Raw genomic sequence first — 15,807 nt, 5'->3', positions numbered from 1 at the left:
TAGCTCCGAATTGTTGAAAACTCCCTTTTGGGATATGATACGGGATGATTATGCGATTATGCCAGGAGAAAGCCGTGCTCTATTACATTGTCAAGATCGTCCTCACGACGCTGCTCATCGTCGTGATTTCCGAAATCGCCAAACGCAGCTCGTTTTGGGGTGCGGTGCTGGCGTCGATTCCTCTCGTGTCGGTGTTGGCGATGATCTGGCTCTACATCGATACGAAAGACGTGGCCAAAATCAGCGCCCTCTCGACAAGCGTTTTTTGGCTGGTCTTGCCATCATTGGTGCTGTTTATCCTCCTGCCGCTGCTGCTCAGGCAGGGGCTGCATTTTTACCTGAGCCTTGCCCTCTCGCTGAGTGTGACTGTCGTATGCTATTGGGGGATGGTAACTCTTTTGGGCCGCTGCGGTATCAAACTCTGATAGCGTCCGTTAAAAAAAATAATCGGCGATGATGCGGACGTTGGTCTCGTCGTAGGCTTTGGCTTTATAGAGTGACGTGCTGCCGCTGTCGTAATCGATACGGGCGAGGCGGGTGCGCAGCCGCATCTCTTTGCGCGGCTGATACGTCGCGTCGATGTTGTATTCGTCCGAATCGGGGCGGGGATTTTGGGTGAGGGATGCGGGGTCGCTTTGCACCGAGTCGCTTTGATCGATCCGCATGTATTTAGCGGAGATTTCGAAGCCGGGGTTCGGACGATGCGCGACAATGCCACCGTAGGCTTGCGCCCCGGCGTTTTCGCTCTCCCCGTCGATCTGGAGGTCGGTATAGGTGATGAATCCTCCCCATCCCATGTGCTCATACCGTCCGCCCGTGCCCAACAGGCTCTGATCGCCGATGCGGGTATACAGAGCGCTTAGACTCCAGGCCCCTTGAGTCACAGTCCCTCTTAGCCCTAGCAGATAGGTATCGACCTCGCCTGCGGCCTCTTTTCCGACGCTTTGTTCGTTCAGATACTGCAATGCCCCTGAAAAAGTCGTTCCTTCCGACAATTTCCAAATTTCATGGTCGATAATCTGCAGATAAGGGGCATTTATCACATCCCGCACGTAGGTATCATACAGTTCAATTTTCAGTGAGGGCTTTGGGGAATAGAGCGCTCCGAGGACGGTAATGTCGCGGTCAATCCCGAGCGAGTGGGTTGGTGAGACGAAGGTTTCGGAGGCTTTGTACTTCCATCCGGTGATGTAGGCCGCTTTGATGGTCGTGTGTTCCAGAGATCGGTTTTCGATGCTGAGCGCTTCAAAACTGTTGGGAAGCATACGGTTGTAGTAATCGTTTGCGAGCGGCAGATCAAGACGCTGGCGTCCGTATCTGATTTGGGTATCATATCTGCTGTACCGCAGATACGCTTCGCCGAGGGTATTGATGGACGTTCCATCGAGGTTGAGATTATGGGTCTGTCCCGAGTAGGGCATCCGTGTCACGGGCAAAACCCCGTTGCTCGAAAAGAACGAAACGCCGCCGCTGAACCCCGCATAAGGAGCCGTTTGGTAGCTCAAAATCCCCCCGAGGGTGAGGGCGGTTCGGTCGGTTCTAAGCTCCCGGTCGCCATCATACCAGAAGGCGCGGAGCTGGCCGCTTGCCTTCCCCTCTTTGAAGATCTGATCAAGGCTCTGGGCGGAACCCGAAGCGGTAATTAGCAGTGATAAAAAGAGGGAGCGTTTGAACATCGCTTACTTGCCCTGCTTTACGTCTTTGAGCTTTTGCAAAAATCCCTCTACACTCGCTCCGCCGACCATCATCCGGCCGATCTGTTTGCTGTTCGAATCCAGAAAATAATAGGTCGGCGTGCCGAAAACCGCATAGCCGTATTTGTCGGGATGCACCTCGATATCGATCTCGACGGGGACGAAAAAGTTTTTGACGTATTCGGCGACTTCGTCATTTTCGTAGACTTTGGTTTTCATCACGTTGCACATCTTGCAGGTTCTTTTCGAGAACATCAGCATGACGATTTTGTGCTCTTTTTTGGCTTGGGCCAATCCCTGCTCGTACGAAGGGGCCCAATCGAGTTCGGCGAACAGGGATGCGGTGAGGAACAGCAGGGTAAGGATGATTTTTTTCATTTGGTCTCCAGTGCGTTGATATGGGTGATAAAGTTTTGCGGGTCTTTGTAACCGATAAGATCGGCACCTTGGACCGTTTGTCCGTTCTCATCAAAAAAGATCATCGCCGGAGGGCCAAACAGCCCGAAGCGTTTGGTTAGCGCTTTTTCGGATTCGGTGTCGGCAGTGACGTCGGCGCGTACCAAAACGTAGTCTTTGAGCGATGCGATTACTTGCGGGTCTTTGAACGTGATTTCATCGAGTTCTTTGCACGAACTGCACCAGTCGGCGTAGAAGTCGAGCATCACTTTTTTCCCTTTGCTCTGAGCTAGCAAGGTATCGAGTTCTTCGGAAGAGTGAATAGTTTGAAATGACAGAGTAGTTTCGGTCGGTGCGGCAACCGCACTTGTCGCCGCATTGCTTCCGAGCGGTGAGAGAAGGTTCTCTTCGCCCTTCACCCCGCCGTAAAAGAGCATCAGACCGTATACGAGAGTGATGATTCCCACTCCTTTGGCAAATGCTTTCATCCCTTTGTGGCGGCCGTGTAGCGGTTCCAGTGCCCCAAGATAGATGGAGATAATGATGAGCAATGCCGCCCACAGAATCATCGTGAGGGAGGGAGCGATGATGCGGCTGAGCATCCAGATGGCAATGGCGAGCATCACGACGCCGAAGATATGCGATACCGTGTCCATCCATCCGCCGGGTCGCGGCATGTATCTGCCCGCACCCGTACCGATCAGCAGTAGAGGAATCCCCATCCCGATACTCAGGACGAACAATGCCGCACCCCCCAGCAGTGCGTTGCCGCTTTGACCGATATAGACGAGCGCCCCGGCCAGAGGAGGGGCGACGCAGGGACCGACGATGAGCGCCGATAAAAAGCCCATGATTGCAACGCCAAGATAGCCCCCCTTGGCACTGGCCTCTTCGGAAGATTTTGTCAGACGGGTCTGCCATGATGAGGGGAGGCCGATTTTGAAAAATCCGAACATCGAGATCGCCAGTCCCACAAAAAGTAGCGCAAACGTCGAGATAACCCACGGATTTTGCATCGCGATTTGCAGATTTCCGCCGAACAATCCCGCCAATACTCCCGCGATCGTGTAGGCAACTGACATCGAGAGGACATAAACGAGTGAAAGGAGAAAGCCCCGCTTGGCGTTCATGTTTTTCCCCTGAGCGACGATGATCGAAGAGAGGATCGGGATCATCGGGAAAATACACGGCGTCAGAGAGAGGAGCAGACCGAAAGTGAAAAAGGTGAGGAGAATCAGAGGTACGTTCCCCTCAATGAAACTCTGGGTGATTCGGTCGGTTTCGGAAACATGGATCGGGCTTTGGGCAGGTTCCTTATTCGTTGCTTTGAGCGGAAGCTTTGCAGTTTCAATCTCAAAGGTAAATTTGGACTCCATCGGCTCATAGCATAACCCCTGCTCGGAACACCCCTGATAGCCGATAACGAGGGTGATCGGGACAATGTCGTTCATCTCTTTGATTTTCACCAAAGGGATATCGAAAGTCGGTGACGTGGTGTACACTTTTTCACCGTCGTGATCGACGGGATCGGGGAGGACGAGGCGGTCGATGATGATCCCGCTGTTTTTTTCCAGAACTTTGGCCGTGATTTTGGAGTGGTAGAGATAGATATCTTTGCCCAACTCGATGGTTACCGATGCGGTGCACCGTTTTTTCATGTGTGCTGAAGCTTTGAATGCCTCTTCGGGCATCAGAAATTTGGGTTCGGCGAATATCAGGGTATTGAAAAACAATACAACAAATAGAAAATATTTCATGGGGCTTGTTGATCCTCTTTTAAAACGTTAATACTTTATCGCTTTGGATGACCCAGTCGGCAAGAATCTGCATCGTAGAGGAGACCGATTCGTCGAAATAGGGGGCGTTTTTAAAGAGACCGCAACGGGCGTTGCAGGTGCCGCACGCTTGGACCGCGACCCCTTCGGCATGGAGCTTTTTGACCGTCTCGACCAGATCGTGATCGTAGCTCTCGGGTTTTTGGATAATATCACGTGCCAGATCGACGGCGTCATTCATCAAAAAGAGGTTGACTTTCTCGCCGCTTTTGTGGAGGGTTTTTGCCAGACGTAACGCGTTCCACGTCACGTCCGATCCGTCGTAGGGCTGGTGGTTTAGAATAATAATTGTCATTTTATTCCCCTATATTTAGTCTATTAGCTAATTAACTAAGTTTTATGATTATAGTAAGTTCTGATGCACATGTCAATAGATAAACTATTTTGCTAATTGGCTAAATAGTTGAATGTGTTATAATTTCTCAACTGATAAAACAAGCGAGGTTTTTAATGCTCGATATGGAACAAAAACTCAAAATCTTTAAAGCATTGAGCAATGAGACCCGTTTTCTGATTTTTAAAAACGTTTTTACGGGAGGGTATACGTGCTCCCTGGACAAAAAACAGCCCGGTGTCGAAGTCAATCCGATCGCGACGTGTGTCAGTACCATCGCGGAGCACTTCAACTTTTCGCTCCCGACGATCTCGGCCCATATCAAAGAACTCAAAGAGGCAAAGATCATTACCGTAGAGAAAAAAGGGAACAAAGTCTATATTGAACCCAACATCGAGACGATCCGTGAGATGGCGGGGTGTTTTACGACGCTGGTCAAAAACTTCGACGAAAACCGTGAACTGTTTTTCGATGACAAGCTGGCACTCAAATAAAACGACACAATCGTTAGAGGGTGAAATTCAGATAAGCGAACCGCGTGAGGCGGTTGGAACCCCCTCTATAAAAAAGAAAATTTTTTTATAGAAATATTCCGATAATAGCGAATATGGGTAACAACGCAAAGATCGGCATTTTGCGTGTACGTAAAAGAAAAAATCCGGTGACGACAAGGGCCATGTCGGCTGCGCCGGCGACCGCGCTGGTAAAAACCGGATCATAAAGAGCCGCCAGCAAGATGCCTGTTACGGCGGCATTTAGCCCCGCTACGGCTGCGGCGATGCGGGGACGCCGGGCAAGGGCTTCCCACCCCCGGTAAAGCCCCAGTACGAGGAGAAATCCGGGAAGGAAGATCGCCAGCGTCGCGACCGCCGCCCCCGACAGCGGAGAGGAAGCGGCGAGATCGGCACCCAGAAACGCGGCGAGGCTAAACATCGGTCCCGGTACTGCCTGCGCCGCGGCGTAGCCGGACAGAAAACGTTCCGTCGAGATCGCATCTCCCAAAGCGTGCTGCAAGAGGGGAAGGACGACGTGTCCCCCCCCGAAGACGAGGCTGCCGCTTTGGAAAAAGGTGTTGAAGAGGGCGATCCATGCCGAAACATCGGTGAAAAACGGCACGAGGGCGAAAAGAGCGGCAAAAAGGATCAGCGGCGCGTACGAGACGCGGATCGGGAGAACAGGGGCGTAAAGGGAGGTGCGCAGAAACACAGTTCCCGCCAGCGCAGCCGCGATCAGTACGATCATCTGGGTCGCAAGCGAGGGGAACAGCCACAGTGCGGCCGCACTTCCTACCGTGAGGGCCGCCGTTGCCGCGGAGGTACAAAACGAGCGGTACATCGAGAGAACCGCATCGGCGACCACAACGACGGCGAAGAGTTTGAGGCCGTGGATAATCCCCGAAATAAGCGGCGTCGGTTCGATCGGCAGTGCAGCGAGGGTGACCATCAGGACGAAGGAGGGGAGGGTGAACCCGACGAATGCGGCAATTGCTCCGGCCAATCCCGCCCGCTCCAATCCGATCGCAAAACCGACTTGGCTTGAAGCGGGACCCGGGAGAAACTGGCTGAGTGCGACGAGGCGCGCATATGCGGCGTCGTCCAGCCAGCGGAGTTTGTCGACAAAGGCGGCTCGGAAATAGCCGATGTGGGCGGCGGGACCGCCGAAACTGATCAGCCCCAACAGGAAAAACCGCCACAGTATCTCCAGCACTTTCACCCATTCCCCTTCGGTATTAAAATCGTGAGGCGATTGTAGCGCAAAAAGGGTTATCCGGTTTTGAGGCCGTTACCAAAAGAAAATCTTATGCGCAATCGGTCCTATTCGACGTGCCGGACAGATTCAATTATTTTGAATGTTTGATTAACGAAAAATCATTTGACATAAAAAAAAGTTATGGGGTAACATTGTTTTTTTGTTGTTATGTTTAGAAGCGAAAATATAAGTGTGATAACATAATATTCTGGCACAATAAAATTGTTTGAAAAAAGGGAATAAATGATATTGAAAACTTTTGTATGGGCGATGCTGTTCACTGGCTTATGGGCTGGGAATATTCAAAACGATGACGCGTTTAAAGCTGCAGTGTCGTCGATGGGGAAAAGCGACAAGCTGGTGCTGATGATCTATACCGCCGACGACTGCCCCGAATGTGCTTACATGAAGAAAAAAGTATTTCACGATCCGAAAGTAGAACAATATCTGAATACGAATTACGTGATCGTCGAAAAAAACGTCCAGCGCGACAAACTCCCCGACGGGTATGATTATTTCGGGATACCGACGATGTTTTTCATCGATAAAAGCGGCCATAAAAAAGAGACGCTCATCGGGAGCAAAAGGGCGCCGGAATTTGCCAAAGAGCTGCATCGTATCCGGGGGATGAAATGAGAGGGGCGATGTTGGCTCTTTTGATGGGGGTCTCTTTGGGTGCGTACGATGCGGCCCATGTGAAAAAAGCGCTGGAGGAGAAAGAGTGCATCGGGTGCGATCTGCGCGGAGCGGATCTGCGCGACATCGATTTCAGCGGAGGGGATCTCAGCCGAAGCGACCTCTCGGGTGCCGATCTGCGCAAAAGCGTCTTTGTGATGTGCTCGATCGATGACGCCAACCTCAGCCGTGCCAAAGCCGAAGAAGCGATTTTCTGGAAAGGGTCGTTGGAACGGGGCGATCTGCGCTACCTGAGCGCTCGCGGAGCCAATTTCAAAGGAACGCATCTCGCCCACAGTGATCTAAGCCATGCCGACCTGCGAGGGACGAAGAGCTGGAAAGCCGATTTTACCGGGGCGAAACTGGAGGAGACCGATTTTAGGGATGCGGAGCTGGGGGATGCGAAATTCATCCGTACCGATCTGCGCCGTAGCAAGCTTAAAAACGCGCTGTTGTGGCAGACCAAATTTTCCGAGACGGTAATGAGCAAAGCGCAGTGCGCTCAGGCAAAAAAAGAGGAAGCGTTGCTGGATGCGAACGTAACGTGCCGCTGAATCAGCAAGACATTAGTATAAAAAGTTATAATCCCTTCCATGAATATCTGGTCATTCGAATACCCGTGGGCCTTTGCGCTCCTGATACCGGTTCTGTACTGCCTTTATCGCTGCAAAATCGCGACGGTGCGGCGCTATTTTCCCCATCTTCATTTTTTCGGCAGACCGGGCAGATGGCGTAATCTTGACTGGCTGCTGAAAGTGCTGGCGGTGACGCTGATGGTTGCCGCCCTCGCCGGCCCCGTCGTGACCGATTTTTCCGATCCGCGCAACCGCAACGGGATCGACATCGTCCTCTCCATCGACGGGAGCGGGTCGATGAACGCGTCGGGGTTTGCACAGGGGGAGAGTCGCGCGACCCGGTTTGAGGTGGTGCAGAAGATCGCGTCGGAGTTCGTGATGAAACGGCGCGAGGACAACGTCGGGGTGGTGCTGTTCGGGGATTTTGCGTTCATCGCGACTCCCGTAACGTATGAAAAAGAGATCATCGCCGAGATGATCGGTTACCTTGGCTTCGGGATGGCGGGGCAGAACACGGCCATCGGCGAGGGGGTGGCGCAGGGGGTTCGTGCGTTGCAGGGGTCCAAAGCCAAATCCAAAGTGATCGTGCTGCTCACCGACGGCGAACACAACAGCGGCGCGATCTCCCCGAAAGAGGCGGTGTCGATGGTGCGCAAAGCGGGAATCCGGCTTTACACGATCGGGATCGGGGAGAGGGGCGAATACGATTCGAAACTCCTCGCGCAAATGGCGCAAGAGGGAGGCGGGGAATATTTCACCGCGGCGAATGAAAAGGAACTCGAAGGGGTTTATGAGCGGATCGATACGCTGGAACGTTCACGGATCAAGAGTGCCGAACATACCTTTGCCGAACCCTATTTCCAGTGGCCGCTCGCGGGAGCGCTGGCGCTGATACTCTGGATGATGAATAAGCGGAGGGTACGCGGATGAGCGTTCTCTCTCCCCTCTGGCTTTTGGCGCTCGTCATCGTTCCGGCGTATGCGTGGATGGTCCGCCGCTTTGGGTGGCATACGCAAGGGTGGCTCCTGTTTGCCGTGGCGATGCTGATCCTCGCGCTGTCGCGCCCCGTCCTCCCCGAAAAACCGGTCACCGTCGAAGAGCGCGGCAGCGACGTGATCCTGGCCGTGGACGTATCGTATTCGATGCGGGGAACCGACATTGCCCCCACGCGGCTGGATGCGGCGAAGCGCATCCTCGGTGCCGTCGTCCGCGCCGATCGGCGCGACCGTTTCGGGGTGCTGGCCCATACGACGAGCGCGATCGTCCTCTCCCCGCTCACCAAGGATACCGAACTGCTGCTGCACCTCTTTGCGTCCCTGGACGAATCGCAGATCATCACCAAGGGGACGAACGTGATGAGCGCCCTTGAACTCGCGCGGAAAATGTCGCACGCCAAACGCCCTTTGGTGGTCCTTCTTACCGACGGGGGGGATGAACTCTCCTATGAAAAGGAGGCGGCGTTCGCCGCGGAGAACGGCCTCAAAGTGTGCGTCGTGATCCTCGCTTCGTCGCAGGGGAGCACCCTCCCCGCCGATGAAGGATCGCTCAAAGACGAAGAGGGGCACCTCGTCGTCAGCTCCCGCAACGACGCGATCGGCTTGATCGCCGAGCAAAGCGGGGGGCGGGTGATCGAAGGAGCCGACGCGTCGGCGGTGTCGGAGTGGATCGAGCGGGAGCGGGGGGACGATTTCGCGGGGTCGACGACGATAGCGCGTTACCGGGAACTTTATTACGTCCCCCTCGCGCTCGCCTTGTTGGCGTTTGTTGCGGCGTTCACCCGTATCGGCGAAAAGCTTTCGGCAAAAGGGATGATGCTGCTCGCGCTGATCGGGGTCGGGGCCAACGCCGGGGTGCTCGATTACCCGTACATGGCCGCCGGAAAATATGCGTACGTTCAGGGGGAGTACGAGCGCGCGGCCTCATGGTACGGCCGGCCCGATTCGCCGGAGGCGAAGTACAACCGAGCCTGTTCGCTGTACAAGGCGGGGAAATATTCCGAGGCCCTCGCGCAGTTTCGTGCCATCCGTTCGGGTGATGCGCTATTGAAGTCGAAAATCTACTACAACATCGGAAACTGCCAGATCCGGCTCAAAGAGTTCGAAAACGCCCGCAATTCGCTGCTCAAATCGCTGACGCTGCGCTACACCAAAGAAGCCGACGACAATCTCCGCGCGATTGCGGGGGTGGAGGAACAGAAAACGTTGAATGTCCGCAAGGAAAAAAACGACAAATTCTCCGCCGATGAGAACAAGCCGACGGGCGAAGGTAAAAAAGGGAAAGAGGGGGGCGGATCGAACATGCAAACCGACATCGCCTCCTCCGGTGCGGGGGATGCCCAGAAAAAGTCGGAGGGGGACCCCCGTTTTTCGACGTCGCAGGGAAAAGCGCAGCTGGGCTCGAAGCAATACGAACTGATCAACCAAAGGAGTGTGCATGAAACGAAACCCTGGTAGGACGGCGGTGCTGGTATTGATGCTCGCCTCGGGGCTGTGGGGGGCGACGTACGAATGGAAAGTCCTGCACTCCCCCCAATCGCTGCGGGTCGGAGAACCGGGAGTCGTACGGTACGAATGCGGTTTTTCCGACAGTGCGGCCGAATACACGATCGACTTCAAGCCCAAAGGGACCGACGCCTACAAAGCCGAGGTCCTGACCCAGCGCGACCGGGTGAGCGCGGGGAAACGGATCCAGACATTCGACGTCCTTATTACCCCCGCGCGGAGCGGGGAACTCTCGGTCGCGCTGAGCGCGCTGATCCGCCATACGACGTTCGCCTCGATCGAAAACGCCACCATCGGGCGCGACAATGTCCGGCGTTACGATTTCGTCGACGAGAACGCATCGCTTCCGGTCGTGCGGATCCGGGCCGAAGCCAACACGGCGGCGCTGACGGGACGGGTGACGCTGGAAGCGAAAATCGACAAAAACATGGTCCGTGCCCACGAACCGGTACACCTGAGCCTCTATCTGCGCGGGAGCGGCAATCTGGACCGTTTCGTCCCTTATGAACTCAACATCAGCGGCGTTAGGGTATTCGCCGAACCGGCGCAGAAAAACCTGACCCCCTCCAGCGAAGGGTTTGAGGGGGAGATACGCCAGGAATTTGCCCTCGTGGCGCAGAAAAACTTTACGATTCCCGCATTTAGTCTCAGCGTGTTCGATACGGCCGCCCGCAAGCCCGTGATCCTCAGAACAACCCCCATCGCGGTCGAAGTGGGGGAAGGGTATGAGCGTGCGGCACTGCTCGATCCCCCCGACCTGAGCGATACGGCCACCCAGAAACGCTATGCCCTTTATGCCGCCCTCGTGCTGCTGGGGGCGATCCTCTGCGAAGCGCTGCGGCGGCTGTGGAAGCTCCGCCCGCGCCGCCGGGCGAAACGGTTCTGGGACGGGGCGAAAACCCCCAAGGAGCTGGCGGTGGTCCTTGCCCTTTCGGGGGAGAAACGGTACGAAGAGGTGATTGCAGCCCTCGAAGCCGAAACAATCGGTTTAAGGGAAGCGAAAAAGAAATTGAGTACACTCACATCAGACAATGAGGACAAAGCATGAATACGATGATTAATCAAATACGTACCGAAGTTTCCAAGGTCGTCGTCGGCCAGGAGAAGATGATCGACGGGCTGCTGATCGGGCTTTTGTGTGAAGGGCACATCCTGATCGAGGGGATCCCGGGGCTGGCGAAAACGACGACGGTCAAGGCCCTCTCCCAGACGCTGGGGCTCGGGTTCAAACGGGTGCAGTTCACCCCCGATCTGCTCCCCAGCGATATTCTGGGTGCCGAAGTGTACGATCCCAAGAGCAACACGTTCAAGATCAAGCAGGGGCCGATCTTTACCAACCTCCTCCTCGCCGACGAGATCAACCGCGCCCCCGCGAAGGTGCAGTCGGCGCTGCTGGAAGTGATGCAGGAGCGGCAGGTGACGCTGGGGGACGAGAGTTTCCGCCTTCCGCCGCCGTTTCTGGTCATGGCGACCCAGAACCCGATCGAGCAGGAGGGGGTTTACCCGCTGCCCGAAGCGCAGCTGGATCGCTTCATGCTCAAAATCAAGGTAGGCTACAACACCCCTGAAGAAGAGCTCTCGATCGCCCGGCGCGTCGCTTCGGGGATGAACGAGGCGATCCGTGCCGTTCTCGAACCGCAGGCGCTCATCGAGCTCAAAGAAGCGGTGAAAAAAGTCCACATCGACGAGCCGGTCGAGCGGTACATGATCGACCTGATCACCGCCAGTCGCGAAGGGGAGAAATACGGTCTCCCCGAACTCTCTCGCTACCTGCAGTTCGGTGCCAGTCCGCGGGTGAGCATCGACATGTTCAAGGCGGTCCGCGCCGTCGCGTTTTTGAAGGGTAAAGAGTTCGTCACCCCCGCAGACATCGCTTCGATCGCCAAGGAACTGATGCGTCACCGCCTCGTCCTTTCGTACGAAGCCGAAGCGGAGGGGATCACGACCGACGAACTGATCGAAAAAATCCTCAAAGCGGTACCGATTCCGTAACCATGAATACGGCACAGCATATCCTCCTCAAAGCGCGCCGCCAGATCATCGGCGACCGTATCGGAAACAACCCGTCGATGTTTCGCGGGGAGGGATACGATTTCATCGAATTGCGCGAGTACGTCCCGGGCGATGACACCCGCCACATCGACTGGAACATCACGGCCAAAATGCAGCGCCCCTACGTCAAGGTGTTCCGCGAGGAGCGCGAACTCTCCGTCGTCACGGTCGCGATGCTTTCGGGGAGCCTCTATTTCGGGAGCGGAAAGTTCAAACACGATGTCGTCGCCGAGGCGGTTGCGCTGGTGGGCTATTCGGCGGTCGCCAACGGCGATCTGTTCACCCATATCAATTTTTCGCAGAGTCTGGACGATGAGGTGCGATCGAGCAAAAAACCTTTTGCCGTCGCCCAGAGCGTCGAGAAGGTGATGGCATCCGAACTGATCGGGCGCCGCGCCGACTATAACGCGATGGCCTCCGTTTTGTACCGCCGTTTGAAACGCCGGAGCCTGATCGTCGTGATCGGCGATTTTTTCGAGATTCCCGATTTGCGGCTGTTGGCGAAAAAACACGAAGTGGTGGCGGTCATCGTCCGCGACCACGCCGAAGAAAAACCCGAGCCGATGGGATTTTCGGCATTGATGGACCCCGAAACCGGGGCTGTGGCGGAAGGGGATTTCAATGCCGCAAGCGTCAAGCGCTACCGCGAAAAAGTGCGTCTCCACGACACGGCGCTGTTCGAACGTTTTCGCAAGGACGGGGTCCGTTTCACCAAGCTCTATACCGATGCGGCACCCCTCGTGACCCTGCGCCGGCTGTTTGAGGGGAGATTATGAGATCGCCCGACATTCCTCTGCACGATATCGCCCCGCTGGTCGAAGTGAACGATTACTCGCTCTATTACTTCCTGATGCTGCTGCTCGTCGGCGCCGCGGTGGTCGCGGCGATTGCGATAGGGTGGATCAAACGGCGCCGAAACCGGCGTCCCGATCCCCGAAAAGCGGCGCTAGAACGGCTACGTGCGATCGATTTTAGCGATCCCAAAGCCTCGGCGTACGCCATCAGCGAGATCGGCCGGATATTTGCCGCCGACAACGAGCGGACGCGCAAAGCGTATGAGAATCTTTTCGAACGGCTCGAACGCTACAAATACGCCCCCCACGTTGATGCAATCGATCCGGAGACGGTCGGCTATTACCGTCTCTATCTCGAGATTATCGATGCTTGAGGGGATTTCGTTCCAGTTCCCCAAGCTTGGTTTTATCCTCTTTTTCTTTTTGGCCTGCGAAGCGCTCTGTCCGCTGCGCACCAACCCCGTCTATTTTCCAAGACCCGCGTTTTTCGGCGAAGCCGACGTCAAAGCCCCCCTATGGTTGTGGATTGCCAAATGGGCGATGATTACGTTTCTGATCATCGCCCTGATGTCTCCGGTGCGCGAAAAGGAGATCGTTCCCGAGGGGGGACGGGACACCCTCCTCGTGATCGATCCCGCGGCACTCTCCCCGGCGCTGAAGGATCAGCTCGCGGGATTCATCGCACGCAGGGGCGAAGACCGTTTCGCCCTCTGGGTCCCCGCCCGCCGCGAGGTCATCGTCCCGCTGACCCGTGAGCGCGCGGTCATCGCGGAAATCGTGAACGGATTGACGCCCGAAAAGTCCCGGGGGACGGTGAATACCCGGATCAGCCGTTTTTTTGCGACCTCTTCGGAAGGGAAGGGATGGGCTCTGATCCTCTCCGACACCCCCGAATCGTTCGTCTATTCGCTTCCCGTAGGGGTGCAAAGCTCGGTCGTACGGCCTGCGGCGGAGGCCGGCTGGGAAGAGCGAATGGAACGGGAATTCCCCCCCTACCGCATGGGTGCGGTGTACCGTTATTACGACTATTACTACGTCTATCCGCTGTTCCTGGGATTTGTGGCGATGTTGCTCTACCTCTACGGGCGTAATCAAAAGGGACTGGGATGACGCTGACCTTTTTGCATCCCGAATTTTTCACCTGGATGCTCCCCCCGACGCTTGCGCTGTTTTATTTCTGGCAGACCCAAAAACCGGTGGCGATACGGTGGCTGAGCGCCGAGGTGCTGGAAAAACTTCGTCCCGAACCGACCACCATGGGGCTCAAGGCGCGCAACCGGCTTTTCCTGGTTGCCGCGGCGGCCTTGATCGCGGCGATGGCCCAGCCCGTTGCCATCGAGCCTCAACCGGCGGGAGAGTCTCCTTTGAAGATCGTGGTGGCGGTGGAAACGGGCGGCGACGAAGCGGCGCTGGAACGTTCCAAACGCCTCGGAAGCGAACTGATCGGCAGACTGGCGGGGGCCGAGATCGCGGTTGCGGCTTTCGATACGCGGCTTTACCGGGTCTCCCCCCTTACCGACGACGTCGCGCTGTTGCGGTACCTCGTGGGGCATCTTCCCCGAACGGGCGAATCATCCGACGCCGATCGGGTCGCTCAGAACATCGCGCAGAAAATGCCCGGCGACGCGGTGATCCTCGTTTCGGGTTCGCGGGGTGCGGAAAATGGGCGGAACATCCTCCATGTGCGGGATGCATCCGATATCGTCTCGGTGACGGAGGCGCTCGAATCGCTGGCACGGGAACAAAAACTCAAAAACCACATACCGCTCTTTTTTTACCCGCTGGGGCTGGCAATGTTTCTGATCTGGATCGCCCTCTCGTCGATGAGCCCCCGCCGCAGCGTGACGGTTGCGGCGGCCCTAACGGTGTTGGCGGGCGTTCCCTCCCCCTCGGTAGCGGGAGTGCTCGATTTTTGGGTACTGCATGAGGCCCGGGAAGCGTACGAGAAGGGGGAATACGCCAAAAGCGCGGCGCTGTTTGAACGTTATCGGCTCAGTCACGATACGCCGCAGGTGCGTTACAATGAGGCAAACGCGCTGTACAAAGCGGGACGCTATCGCGAAGCGCAGCGATGGTACGAACGGGCCGTCTCCGGGGACCCGGTACTCGAGGCACGCAGACGGTTCAACCTTTCCCTCACCCGTATACGGACAGGATTGGGCGAAGGCGGGGAGAAACTTCCCTCCGCCGATCGGATCGGGAAGCCTGAACGGCCCAAACCCGCCTCGTCGCAGGGGATGGGGGCTTTTACGACTCCCCTTTACCCGCTCGATTAGGAGAAAATTTCGTACAGTTTGTTCGCCCCGGCCATTTCGCGCCGCAGCGAGGCATAGTCTTCGTTTTTAAGCGCCTCTTTGAGGGTGGTCAGTTCGGCTTCGAACAGCTCGACGGCCTCGAGGACGTTGCCGCGGTTTTGGCGGAAGATGTCTTCCCACATCGCCGGGGAACTTTTCGCCAGACGGCTCATGGAGCGAAATCCCCCCGCGGCGAGGGCGAGGATATTCTCTTTTTCTTCCTGCGCCAGTACCGTGTTGGCCAGCGCGTAGGAGATGACGTGGGGCATGTGGCTTATGAACGCGGCATGGCGGTCGTGCTGGGCGGCTCCCATCGTATGCACCTGCATCCCGATCGCGCGGAAAATCCGCAGGGCGGTATCGCGCTGCGGATCGCCGCTGTGTTCGAGGTCGCACAGGACCACCACTTTTTCGGAGTAGAGCCCTTCGAGCGCGGCGCTCGGACCGAAATGCTCGGTCCCCGTCATCGGGTGGGCGGCAACGAAATTGCGCCGGATGCTGGGGGGGACCGCGTCGACGATGAGGGCTTTGGTGCTTCCCAGATCGATGAGGGTTTTGTCGCTCCCCTCCAGATCGGTTGATTCCTGCAGCAGCGCGATTACACCGTCTACCGGGACGGCGAGAAAAATGACGTCGCAGGTACGTTTGAGTTCGTCGAACGAAACGAACCGTTCCACCAGCCCGCGCTGCAACGCGATACGCTGGTGTTCGGGATTGTGGTCGCTGCCGACAACGGAAGAAATGAACGAGAGATGTTTGAGGGCCATCGCCATCGATCCTCCCATCAGCCCCAGTCCCACAATACCTATTTTCATCGTAACCCTTTGTGCTTTTGTGGTGTCATCATACACTTCGAATGGTTAGGGAGCGTTTAATTTACCGCACATTAATTTATCGGGTGATACAAT

At 56.2% G+C, this 15,807-nt stretch carries 18 protein-coding genes; 12 read left to right on the top strand and 6 right to left on the bottom strand.

Features of this window, described 5'->3' with window-relative positions:
• Nucleotides 1-74: 74 nt before the first annotated feature.
• Complete coding sequence (locus tag AB1763_01355) at nt 75-425, top strand: DUF3147 family protein (protein ID MEW5831472.1); 351 nt, start codon at nt 75-77, stop codon at nt 423-425.
• A 9-nt stretch (nt 426-434) separates the two neighbouring features.
• Here the strand turns inward: AB1763_01355 and AB1763_01350 are convergent, their stop codons facing one another.
• From AB1763_01350 to AB1763_01335, 4 genes are read right to left on the bottom strand one after another with little or no spacing between them, the layout of a single operon-like run.
• A complete protein-coding gene (locus tag AB1763_01350) occupies nt 435-1,676 on the bottom strand; it encodes an OprD family outer membrane porin (protein MEW5831471.1) in 1,242 nt (413 codons plus the stop codon).
• Between the two features lie 3 nt (nt 1,677-1,679).
• Nucleotides 1,680-2,072 carry a DUF255 domain-containing protein gene (locus tag AB1763_01345; GenBank protein ID MEW5831470.1) on the bottom strand — a complete coding sequence of 131 codons (393 nt, stop codon included), beginning with the start codon at nt 2,070-2,072 and terminating at the stop codon, nt 1,680-1,682.
• Nucleotides 2,069-3,847: a protein-disulfide reductase DsbD gene (dsbD, locus tag AB1763_01340; protein MEW5831469.1), complete on the bottom strand. Its 1,779-nt coding sequence runs from the start codon at nt 3,845-3,847 to the stop codon at nt 2,069-2,071. Before dsbD ends, AB1763_01345 begins: the two co-directional genes overlap by 4 nt.
• Before the next feature lie 19 nt (nt 3,848-3,866).
• Nucleotides 3,867-4,220 (bottom strand): DsrE family protein, encoded by a 354-nt coding sequence (locus tag AB1763_01335; GenBank protein MEW5831468.1) that lies wholly within the window; start codon nt 4,218-4,220, stop codon nt 3,867-3,869.
• 155 nt (nt 4,221-4,375) lie between these two features.
• Between AB1763_01335 and AB1763_01330 the strand changes: the two genes are divergently transcribed.
• Complete coding sequence (locus AB1763_01330) at nt 4,376-4,753, top strand: metalloregulator ArsR/SmtB family transcription factor (protein MEW5831467.1); 378 nt, start codon at nt 4,376-4,378, stop codon at nt 4,751-4,753.
• An 85-nt stretch (nt 4,754-4,838) separates the two neighbouring features.
• Here AB1763_01330 and chrA read toward each other — a convergent pair whose 3' ends face one another.
• Nucleotides 4,839-5,972, bottom strand: coding sequence for a chromate efflux transporter (gene chrA / locus AB1763_01325; protein MEW5831466.1), 1,134 nt, complete (start codon nt 5,970-5,972; stop codon nt 4,839-4,841).
• Nucleotides 5,973-6,251: 279 nt separating this feature from the next.
• Here chrA and AB1763_01320 point away from each other — a divergent pair, with 279 nt between their 5' ends.
• Genes AB1763_01320 through AB1763_01275 form a run of 10 tightly spaced genes read left to right on the top strand, consistent with a single transcriptional unit; the run spans nt 6,252 to nt 14,881 of the window.
• Nucleotides 6,252-6,644 (top strand): thioredoxin family protein, encoded by a 393-nt coding sequence (locus AB1763_01320; GenBank protein MEW5831465.1) that lies wholly within the window; start codon nt 6,252-6,254, stop codon nt 6,642-6,644.
• An 8-nt stretch (nt 6,645-6,652) separates the two neighbouring features.
• Nucleotides 6,653-7,237 (top strand): pentapeptide repeat-containing protein, encoded by a 585-nt coding sequence (locus AB1763_01315; protein ID MEW5831464.1) that lies wholly within the window; start codon nt 6,653-6,655, stop codon nt 7,235-7,237.
• Nucleotides 7,238-7,276: 39 nt separating this feature from the next.
• On the top strand, nt 7,277-8,188 hold the full coding sequence (locus tag AB1763_01310; protein MEW5831463.1) for a VWA domain-containing protein: 912 nt from the start codon (nt 7,277-7,279) through the stop codon (nt 8,186-8,188).
• Entirely contained in the window at nt 8,185-9,711 is a 1,527-nt protein-coding gene (locus AB1763_01305) for a VWA domain-containing protein (GenBank protein ID MEW5831462.1), read from the top strand. The genes AB1763_01310 and AB1763_01305 overlap by 4 nt, the downstream gene beginning before the upstream one ends.
• A complete protein-coding gene (locus AB1763_01300; GenBank protein MEW5831461.1) occupies nt 9,692-10,807 on the top strand; it encodes a BatD family protein in 1,116 nt (371 codons plus the stop codon). Before AB1763_01305 ends, AB1763_01300 begins: the two co-directional genes overlap by 20 nt.
• On the top strand, nt 10,804-11,751 hold the full coding sequence (locus tag AB1763_01295) for a MoxR family ATPase (protein MEW5831460.1): 948 nt from the start codon (nt 10,804-10,806) through the stop codon (nt 11,749-11,751). The genes AB1763_01300 and AB1763_01295 overlap by 4 nt, the downstream gene beginning before the upstream one ends.
• A gap of 2 nt (nt 11,752-11,753) precedes the next feature.
• Complete coding sequence (locus tag AB1763_01290) at nt 11,754-12,587, top strand: DUF58 domain-containing protein (protein ID MEW5831459.1); 834 nt, start codon at nt 11,754-11,756, stop codon at nt 12,585-12,587.
• Nucleotides 12,584-12,979 (top strand): hypothetical protein, encoded by a 396-nt coding sequence (locus tag AB1763_01285; protein MEW5831458.1) that lies wholly within the window; start codon nt 12,584-12,586, stop codon nt 12,977-12,979. Before AB1763_01290 ends, AB1763_01285 begins: the two co-directional genes overlap by 4 nt.
• Complete coding sequence (locus tag AB1763_01280; protein ID MEW5831457.1) at nt 12,972-13,715, top strand: hypothetical protein; 744 nt, start codon at nt 12,972-12,974, stop codon at nt 13,713-13,715. Before AB1763_01285 ends, AB1763_01280 begins: the two co-directional genes overlap by 8 nt.
• Entirely contained in the window at nt 13,712-14,881 is a 1,170-nt protein-coding gene (locus AB1763_01275) for a hypothetical protein (GenBank protein MEW5831456.1), read from the top strand. Before AB1763_01280 ends, AB1763_01275 begins: the two co-directional genes overlap by 4 nt.
• On the opposite strand, the gene AB1763_01270 is transcribed toward AB1763_01275, so the two are convergent.
• Nucleotides 14,878-15,714 carry a prephenate dehydrogenase gene (locus AB1763_01270; GenBank protein MEW5831455.1) on the bottom strand — a complete coding sequence of 279 codons (837 nt, stop codon included), beginning with the start codon at nt 15,712-15,714 and terminating at the stop codon, nt 14,878-14,880. The two genes, AB1763_01275 and AB1763_01270, sit on opposite strands and share 4 nt — an antisense overlap.
• Nucleotides 15,715-15,807 lie beyond the last annotated feature (93 nt).

It is taken from the genome of Campylobacterota bacterium, assembly GCA_040752835.1.
Classification (GTDB): domain Bacteria; phylum Campylobacterota; class Campylobacteria; order Campylobacterales; family Sulfurimonadaceae; genus Sulfuricurvum.
Note: the sequence above shows the minus strand (reverse complement) of the source record. Positions and strands in the feature narration are given on the sequence as shown.

Excerpts from the sequence above, each read along its gene's own strand:
- AB1763_01350 (MEW5831471.1), bottom strand. The coding sequence starts at position 1,676 with ATGTTCAAACGCTCCCTCTTTTTATCACTGCTAATTACCGCTTCGGGT.
- AB1763_01345 (MEW5831470.1), bottom strand. The coding sequence starts at position 2,072 with ATGAAAAAAATCATCCTTACCCTGCTGTTCCTCACCGCATCCCTGTTC.
- dsbD (MEW5831469.1), bottom strand. The coding sequence starts at position 3,847 with ATGAAATATTTTCTATTTGTTGTATTGTTTTTCAATACCCTGATATTC.
- AB1763_01335 (MEW5831468.1), bottom strand. The coding sequence starts at position 4,220 with ATGACAATTATTATTCTAAACCACCAGCCCTACGACGGATCGGACGTG.
- AB1763_01330 (MEW5831467.1), top strand. The coding sequence starts at position 4,376 with ATGCTCGATATGGAACAAAAACTCAAAATCTTTAAAGCATTGAGCAAT.
- AB1763_01320 (MEW5831465.1), top strand. The coding sequence starts at position 6,252 with ATGATATTGAAAACTTTTGTATGGGCGATGCTGTTCACTGGCTTATGG.
- AB1763_01315 (MEW5831464.1), top strand. The coding sequence starts at position 6,653 with ATGTTGGCTCTTTTGATGGGGGTCTCTTTGGGTGCGTACGATGCGGCC.
- AB1763_01310 (MEW5831463.1), top strand. The coding sequence starts at position 7,277 with ATGAATATCTGGTCATTCGAATACCCGTGGGCCTTTGCGCTCCTGATA.
- AB1763_01305 (MEW5831462.1), top strand. The coding sequence starts at position 8,185 with ATGAGCGTTCTCTCTCCCCTCTGGCTTTTGGCGCTCGTCATCGTTCCG.
- AB1763_01300 (MEW5831461.1), top strand. The coding sequence starts at position 9,692 with ATGAAACGAAACCCTGGTAGGACGGCGGTGCTGGTATTGATGCTCGCC.
- AB1763_01295 (MEW5831460.1), top strand. The coding sequence starts at position 10,804 with ATGAATACGATGATTAATCAAATACGTACCGAAGTTTCCAAGGTCGTC.
- AB1763_01290 (MEW5831459.1), top strand. The coding sequence starts at position 11,754 with ATGAATACGGCACAGCATATCCTCCTCAAAGCGCGCCGCCAGATCATC.
- AB1763_01285 (MEW5831458.1), top strand. The coding sequence starts at position 12,584 with ATGAGATCGCCCGACATTCCTCTGCACGATATCGCCCCGCTGGTCGAA.
- AB1763_01280 (MEW5831457.1), top strand. The coding sequence starts at position 12,972 with ATGCTTGAGGGGATTTCGTTCCAGTTCCCCAAGCTTGGTTTTATCCTC.
- AB1763_01275 (MEW5831456.1), top strand. The coding sequence starts at position 13,712 with ATGACGCTGACCTTTTTGCATCCCGAATTTTTCACCTGGATGCTCCCC.
- AB1763_01270 (MEW5831455.1), bottom strand. The coding sequence starts at position 15,714 with ATGAAAATAGGTATTGTGGGACTGGGGCTGATGGGAGGATCGATGGCG.